Annotated in this window: 7 protein-coding genes; 5 read left to right on the top strand and 2 right to left on the bottom strand. The window is 45.9% G+C overall.

Going from position 1 to position 7484, the window contains the following annotated elements; translation table 11 throughout:
- The first annotated feature begins 276 nt into the window (after positions 1 to 276).
- Complete coding sequence (locus AC6R0L_RS13270; RefSeq protein WP_500629407.1) at positions 277 to 1590, top strand: aspartate aminotransferase family protein; 1314 nt, start codon at positions 277 to 279, stop codon at positions 1588 to 1590.
- A gap of 74 nt (positions 1591 to 1664) precedes the next feature.
- On the opposite strand, the gene pdxR is transcribed toward AC6R0L_RS13270, so the two are convergent.
- The gene (gene pdxR / locus AC6R0L_RS13275; protein WP_500629408.1) at positions 1665 to 3200 is read right to left on the bottom strand and encodes a MocR-like pyridoxine biosynthesis transcription factor PdxR; all 1536 of its coding nucleotides are present in this window, start codon (positions 3198 to 3200) and stop codon (positions 1665 to 1667) included.
- A 248-nt stretch (positions 3201 to 3448) separates the two neighbouring features.
- Here pdxR and AC6R0L_RS13280 point away from each other — a divergent pair, with 248 nt between their 5' ends.
- From AC6R0L_RS13280 to AC6R0L_RS13295, 4 genes are all read left to right on the top strand, one after another.
- Positions 3449 to 4270: a transporter substrate-binding domain-containing protein gene (locus AC6R0L_RS13280; protein WP_500629413.1), complete on the top strand. Its 822-nt coding sequence runs from the start codon at positions 3449 to 3451 to the stop codon at positions 4268 to 4270.
- A gap of 77 nt (positions 4271 to 4347) precedes the next feature.
- On the top strand, positions 4348 to 4989 hold the full coding sequence (locus AC6R0L_RS13285) for an amino acid ABC transporter permease (RefSeq protein ID WP_500629409.1): 642 nt from the start codon (positions 4348 to 4350) through the stop codon (positions 4987 to 4989).
- 11 nt (positions 4990 to 5000) lie between these two features.
- Complete coding sequence (locus AC6R0L_RS13290; RefSeq protein ID WP_500629410.1) at positions 5001 to 5666, top strand: amino acid ABC transporter permease; 666 nt, start codon at positions 5001 to 5003, stop codon at positions 5664 to 5666.
- Positions 5659 to 6555 (top strand): amino acid ABC transporter ATP-binding protein, encoded by an 897-nt coding sequence (locus tag AC6R0L_RS13295; protein ID WP_500629411.1) that lies wholly within the window; start codon positions 5659 to 5661, stop codon positions 6553 to 6555. Before AC6R0L_RS13290 ends, AC6R0L_RS13295 begins: the two co-directional genes overlap by 8 nt.
- 190 nt (positions 6556 to 6745) lie before the next feature.
- On the opposite strand, the gene AC6R0L_RS13300 is transcribed toward AC6R0L_RS13295, so the two are convergent.
- A partial coding sequence (locus AC6R0L_RS13300; protein ID WP_500629412.1) for an MFS transporter occupies positions 6746 to 7484 on the bottom strand: 739 nt, incomplete at its 5' end.

The raw sequence follows: 7484 nt of genomic DNA on the forward strand, positions 1-7484 counted from the left end.
AGCCAGTCCGAATTCGAACCTATCCATTACAATGCTTTGCATCGATGACAGAGTCGGTGTAGAAGCATTTTGCATTGCCGTTGGTAGGCTGTCGCCAATGTAATTAGTCTGCTGTACTCTCCATAGAGCCAGTTTGCAAAAATCGCTAGGGCAGAGGAAAGGCACTGACTGACCCACGACTTTGTTTAAACTGACACTACGCTTTCTCCCAGTTTTCTCGCCAAGATAGCAGAGCGGCTCGCGACTCAGAGCGATGGTTTTGTACAGGAGAAAAAAATGGATTTGTTATCATCTGGTATCACTAACCAAGACGTTATTGATCTCGACAAGAATGTCTTTCACTCGTGGTCCGTTCAAGAGAGTGCGACGCCAGTGGCTATCGCGAAAGCTCAGGGCTGTAGCATGTGGGATTTCGAAGGAAAAGAGTACCTCGACTTCAGTAGTCAGTTGGTGAACACTAATCTTGGACACCAGCATCCTAAGGTGATTGAAGCGCTAAAATCTCAAGCCGATACGTTGGCGACGGTCGCACCTGCAACAGCCAATCTAACGCGAGGATTGGCGGCAAAATGTATTTTGGAACGAGTACCAGAGTACTTTAAGAAGGTTTTCTTTACCAACGCAGGGGCTGATGCGAATGAGAATGCTATTCGTATGGCCAGACAATACACAGGGCGAGATAAAATTTTGTCTGCTTATCGATCTTATCATGGCAATACCGGTTCCGCGATAGCAGCCACAGGAGACTTTAGACGTGTACCGAATGAATACAGTCGTGGTCATGTCCACTTTTTCAACCCCTATCTCTACCGAACGGAGTTCAATGCAACCTCTGAAGAAGAGGAGTGTGAACGAGCATTAATACACCTCAAGCGTGTCATTGAATGCGAAGGTCCTAGCTCGATTGCCGCAATCATCCTTGAGACTATTCCTGGAACTGCGGGTTTTCTACTCCCCCCAGAGGACTATCTTCAAGGCGTTCGTAACATTGCCACTGAATACGGGATTCAACTGATTTTTGATGAAGTGATGGTGGGCTTTGGTCGGACGGGAAAATGGTTTGCTTTTGAACACTTTAATGTAATACCGGATCTCGTCACCTTTGCCAAAGGAGTGAATTCTGGCTATGTCCCCGTTGGAGGGGTAATAGTAAGTGATCCAATTTGCGAGTTTTTTAAGTCCGAATTCTTTATGGGTGGGTTGACTTACTCTGGGCACCCACTGGCTATGTCGACCATTGTTGCAGCTATTGAAACAATGGAAGAAGAGGGCATCGTCCACTATGCAGATGAAATTGGTAACACACTTCTTGGCCCGACGTTAATTGCTTTAATGGACAAACGCTCTGTGATCGGTGACATCCGGGGCAAGGGCATGTTCTGGGCCGTCGAGCTAGTTGAAGATAAACAGAGTAGAATACCTCTGAGCAATGAAAAGATGGCGCGAGTTAAGCACGAGCTTACCGAAAAAGGGTTGCTAACGTTTATCGTAAACAATCGAATTCATGTCACTCCTCCGCTCATCATAAAACCCAACGAGATTAAGCACGGTATAGATATCATCAGTGATGTATTGGCTGAATTTGATTGATATAGATTTCTGCACTCAATTAACAATGCCAAGCATGAAGCTTGGCATTGTTCGTCTTGTTTACCTCAGGCCGATTACGTTAATCCGTCGAAGGCTTTGGCCAGTGCAACTATACCTGGTTGTATCAACGGCTTATCAATAGAGTGAAACCCAAGTCTAAAATAACGATTCGCATCCTTACTCATTGTATCGGTACCGATGAAAGCGTCACTATCACTGGTAGGCTGAGAGGGATTTATAAAGTGAGAATGTCCTGCCTCAACTAACACACCATGTTGAGCTGCTCGAGAAACGAGTCTTTGACTACAGACTCCCGCAGGCGTTTGTAGCCATAGTGCATTGCTCAACTCGTTTTTTGCTAGTCTTTCACAATAGGGAATGTGCTTTTTTACTGCATCATTAATGATATCCCAGCGCTGACGAGTATTTTCCCGAAAACGGCGAACAAAACTGTCGTAATATCCTTGCGAGATGAAGTGTGCCATTTCCATTTGCAGCCGTGTGGGTGGGTGACGAATCATTAGTCGCCTAAGAGCCCTAAGCTCATAAATGAGCTCTTCCGGTGCCACTATGAATCCCAACCTGAGTCCAGGAGCAAATATTTTAGAGAAGCTGCTAACATAGATGACTCGACCAGACTTATCTTGAGCTTTTAGTGCGGGGGCGGGGTTAGATTCGAAATTGCTATTGGAATCGTAATCATCTTCGATAATGATAGCGTCGTTTTGCCGCGCAGTTTCCAATATGGCTTTGCGACGCTGCTGGCTCATGGTTACCCCAGTTGGGGCCTGATGACTAGGTGTGACATAGAAGTAGTCGCACATCGATGAGAGAGAGTTTAGCTTAAGGCCGTTCTCGTCGACTTGGTGAGGGTGCAACTGTGCGCCCGCAAGTGCAAAAATATTGTAAGCTTCTTTATAGCCTGGATTCTCCACGCCAACGCGAGAGTGGCGATCCATGAGAAGTTGTGACAACAAATATAAGCCGTTTTGTGAACCAATAGTAATGAGTATCTCATCATTATTGGCCAGAATACCTCTTTGTGGTAGTACTCTAGTCCGTATCTGTTCGATGAGCAGCTCAACATCTTTATCAACTTTATCACACAGCCATCCATGGTTTTGAGAATCCGCGATCACTTTTCTTGAGGATTCACGCCAATGCGCCAAAGGGAATTCATTGATATAAGGCTGGCCATAAATAAAGGGATACTGATAACAGCTCCAATGACTCGGCTTGACTATTCTTGGAAAGAGGTGCGTATCGACCTTGATCTTGCTGTCCCAATTTGGTGCGGAGTCTGCACTATTTTCTTCTTTCTCACAGAGTTCAATGTGGTTATCGGTATCTTGATTTTTATAGTTATCAGCCAGGTAGTAGCCACTTCGAGGTCGGCTTACTAGATACCCATCGTCGAGCAAACTTTCATAAACTAGCGACACTGTATTGCGTGATACTTTCAGCTGCCGAGACAGCTTTCGGCAGGATGGGAGCGCCTGATCGGAAGAAAAACTACCTGCAAGGATTGCTCTCACCAGATATTCTCGAACCTGCTCTTGCAGGCTTCGGGTTGAGTCAAATTCAATATAACACTGGTAGTCAATAGCCACGACGTCTACCTCCGATGTAATAAGTAAGAACAAGTTTTCTTACTGGAGCAAGAAGTAGACCAAAGTGTATACCGCCAAAATTGCGCTAAAAGCTGTCCCATTGCGATTTAAAAATTGGCTCTACCTGATAATCCGCACAAATCTCTAAAGTGAAGCTGTTGATGAAATACGTTCACAAAACCAATAAGGAAGGATATATGAGACATGGAATGATGTTGAAAAAATGGTTTTCTGTTGCAGCTATCGCTATGGCTATAGGAACATCTATGACGGCGTTCAGCGCTGATCTTCCTGAAGTTATGCAAAAGGGCGTGTTAAAGGTGGCGACAGAAGACAACTACTCTCCCTTTAACTACATTTTTCAGGGGGAGCCAAGTGGTATCAATAAAGAGCTACTCGATGAGCTTCGTGAGTACGCTAAATTTGAAGTAAAGCAAGACATTTTGCCTTGGACTGGGCTGCTCGCATCGGTATCTGCAGGACAATATGACCTTGCGTTAACGGGGGCAATCGTGACAGATGCTCGCCTTCAAGTGTTTAACTTCACGCCCCCTATTGCCTCTGCACAACACTATTTTGTCGCCCGAGCTAAAGACGATTCAATCTCTGGTGTGTCTGACTTAGATGGTAAGACGGTTGGTCTTCAGGCGGGCAGTGCGTTGCTTGAGCGTCTACCTGAACTAGAGATGATGCTGGAAGCCCAAGGCAAGTCACTTGGGAAAGTGGTCGAATATCAATCTTACCCGGAAGCTTATGCGGATCTTGCGAATGGGCGGGTCGACTATGTAATCAATAGTATCGTTTCGGTCAATGAGGTAGTAAAAACCAAATCAAATGTGTTCAAAAAAGGTGAGGCGGTTTCTGGCCCTGGCTTCGTTAGCTGGCCAGTACCGAAGGAAAACCCGGAACTGCTGGCTTATTTAACAGACTTTTTCAAACACTTAAAAGAAACGGGTCGTCTCGCAGAGCTTCAAGAAAAGTGGTTTGGTGAATCTTTTGATGACCTCCCGATTGAACCTATCACAACCGTTGATCAGTACCACTCTCTCACTGAAGTTAACCCAAGCTGATGGAGTAGTTCGCACTGGGGCTGATAGACACTGATCAGCCCCGATTCAAAATTAGTACTGTCGGGAGGACTGTCAATATGGACTACTATGCATGGATGCAATTATTGGAAGGCGCATGGACCACAGCGTGGATATCGTTGGTTTCTATTGGGCTTGGAGTGGCTGTTGGGTTGATTATCGCGCTGATTCGCATGGCTCACATTCCTATTATAGATCAATGTCTTGGCATGTACGTGAGTTGGGCAAGGGCGACTCCGCTGGTCACCTTAGCGTTGTTTATTTTCCTGTCTTTTCCCGCTTTTGGCCTTAGTCTAGATAAACATTTATCCGCTATTTTATGCTTAACGCTTAACACTTCTGCATTTAATGCTGAGATTTGGCGTAACGCTTTTCTTAACTTCTCCAACGGTCAACGCGAAGCTGCAGAGGCTATCGGTATGTCCCGTTGGACCTACTTTCGTCGCATTATGTTCCCACAGATGGTAATCGTTAGTTTACCCGCTCTGGTTAATGAGATGTCTTTCCTCATTAAGGGCAGTCCAGCCATCGCCGTCATCGGGGTCGTTGACCTGACTAGAGTCACCAATCGTATTGCGGCGGTCACTTACGAACCACTCGGGCCTATTCTTTGTGCAGCGCTACTGTATATGGGGTTCATCGGTTTGCTGATCAAGTTACAACATATGGCTGAGCAGAAAGCCAGTCACTTGGCGGCTTAGGAGAGATCAATATGAACGAATGGCAAATCATCTGGGAACAACGTGAGGTCTTTCTCTACGGGCTTTTCACGACTGTGGTGTTATTTGTTGTCGCATCCACGATCAGTTTTTTTGTTGGCTTAGCTTTATTGGGGTTACTAGAAAACGGACAGCGTGGTCTAAAAATAGGTGTCACGCTGAGCATCAATATCATGCGAACCTTGCCCTTTCTTATTCTTGCTTACTTGCTTTATTACGGGCTACCACAAATTGGTATTCGCATGGATGCTATCACTTCGGGGTTGGTTTCTTTATGCTTGTACCACAGCACGTATTTTTGCGAGATTTTTCGCGGTATTAGGAAAGAGATGGATCCCGGTTATATCGAGGCAGCAGAGTCGTGCGGATTCTCTAAATTCAAGACTTTTACTAGGGTGATTGCTCCCAACGTCCTGTTCAAATCTATCCCTCTTATCGCCAACCAGTTAATCATTTGCTTAAAGGACACGGCGTTCTTGAGCATTATCACTGTTAGTGAAATCACTGCAGCGGCCAACAGTATTCAGTCGACCTACTTTATTCCACTCAATGCGTTTATCGTCGCAATTGGTTTGTATTGGATAGTGAGCATTGTAGTCGAACAGTTAACAAAACGAGCACTTAGCAAAGTGCAACAGCGAGGTCTAAGTTATGCTTAAAATATCATCTGAAAAAACGTTTGACAGGATAGATGAAATCGCGAGTGAGAATACGCAATTGCATGTTGTTGAGCCGGTCACTTGCGAGTCGCTACAAGGCGTAAGGGTTGGTCATCAGCCATTAAAGTCTCTGAACAAAACCACTATCCAGATTAAAAACTTGTCAAAACAGTTTGACGGTATCGAGGTATTAAGAGATATCAGTCTGAGTATTGAAAAAGGTGAAGTGGTAAGCATTCTTGGGTCATCTGGATCAGGGAAGTCGACATTGTTGCGTTGTATAAACTGGTTAGAGCAGCCAGAGCGTGGTGCTGTCTATATTGGGGGAGAACGTATTGGTGTGAGTAGTGACACCAATAAGCCTGTTAAATACAAACAACTAGCGAAGATGCGGCAACGTGTTGGAATGGTATTTCAGAGTTTCAACTTATGGCCTCATCTAACCGTCAAGCAAAATGTCATGGAGGCACTAATTCACGTCAAAAAGTGGTCCAAAGAGGACGCACAAGCTATGGCGGAAACTCAACTACACAAAGTAGGAATGTCACACAAACTTGATAGTTACCCTAGCATGTTATCAGGTGGGCAAAAACAACGTGTAGCGATTGCTCGCGCTTTGGCGATGGAGCCAGAGGTTCTCTTATTTGATGAACCGACTTCAGCGCTCGATCCCGAACTGGTCGAAGAAGTACTGGCGGTGATGAAAAAGCTCTCAAAAGAGGGATATACCATGGTTATCGTCACTCACGAAATGGATTTTGCACGACAAGTATCCGACCAGGTCGTGTTTTTAGAAAAAGGGATTCTAATAGAGAAGAATCATCCAGAAAAATTCTTCACCGACCCAGACTCCGAGCGAGTACGTCAATTCTTAAAGATCGATGCGTAACTTTCACGTCGTTGGGCGTTGTTAGCGCATGGCGCTCGTTGTTAAATAGAACGGAGAAAGCAGTTCTTCGTTCTATCCCTGCTGTTTCTATTCGTACTTTTGCGAAAGCCAGTTTACATCTGCACCTTAAAATACTGCAATTGCGCTGATAAATGATCGGTAGTTTCGGCCATGTGTTGATTACCTTTGATCACATTGCGGTGGCAGACACCTCTCCTCTCTTAATAGACGCGTTCATAACGCTGGACTCTGGTGCATGAGTCAGTAGCCAACGCATGGCGAGGGTCGCTCCTCCCATGGTGATTGCAGCGAGTAAGAACCCCAGTTCGATCCACTGGGCATGACTGAGCAAAGCGATCAGCACATAGCTCATACTCTGGGTTAGAGTGGCAAACATTTGCAAAGCACCGTCGGCGCGGCCTCGTTGATGGATGGCGATGGTGTGGTGCATCCAATTCGTTCGCGCGATGCGATTTAATGCGTTAAAAAGGCCAAATAACAAGGTGAAGACAAGCAGGGTCGCCGGGCTTAATGAGATGCTCATCCCCAGTACCATCAGACTACTGAGCGACATGGCAAGCAGGATGGTACGGGGTAAGGCGCTACGGGTCAGTAATTTGTGTACGATGAGTCCGGTGAGCAGCGAGCCAATCCCAAACGCCATGTTGTAGCCCGCGAGCCAGTGCCCAGCAATGTGCTGCTGTGCAAACCAGATCGGCACCAACTTTCCCAAGTAAGTCAAAATGGGGTAGGAGAGAGAAGAGAGCATCAAGAAGGCGTAAAAGCGTGGTTCAGAAAGCACAATGGAGCGGCTTTCGACCAGTTGTTGCCAAAAGCGTACTTTACGTTCGGCGCGTAACGCTTGTCGATAAGGTGTCACCAGGTAACTGATACCCGCCAATGTGGATGCCAACATGGCAAAAGTTGAG

The sequence above is a fragment of the Vibrio sp. R15-SG3-ISO1A genome (genome assembly GCF_059833955.1).

What these genes read in the sequence shown, in the direction of transcription:
- AC6R0L_RS13295 (WP_500629411.1), top strand. Translation starts at nt 5,659, where the DNA reads ATGCTTAAAATATCATCTGAAAAAACGTTTGACAGGATAGATGAAATC.
- AC6R0L_RS13285 (WP_500629409.1), top strand. Translation starts at nt 4,348, where the DNA reads ATGGACTACTATGCATGGATGCAATTATTGGAAGGCGCATGGACCACA.
- AC6R0L_RS13290 (WP_500629410.1), top strand. Translation starts at nt 5,001, where the DNA reads ATGAACGAATGGCAAATCATCTGGGAACAACGTGAGGTCTTTCTCTAC.
- AC6R0L_RS13280 (WP_500629413.1), top strand. Translation starts at nt 3,449, where the DNA reads ATGGCTATAGGAACATCTATGACGGCGTTCAGCGCTGATCTTCCTGAA.
- AC6R0L_RS13270 (WP_500629407.1), top strand. Translation starts at nt 277, where the DNA reads ATGGATTTGTTATCATCTGGTATCACTAACCAAGACGTTATTGATCTC.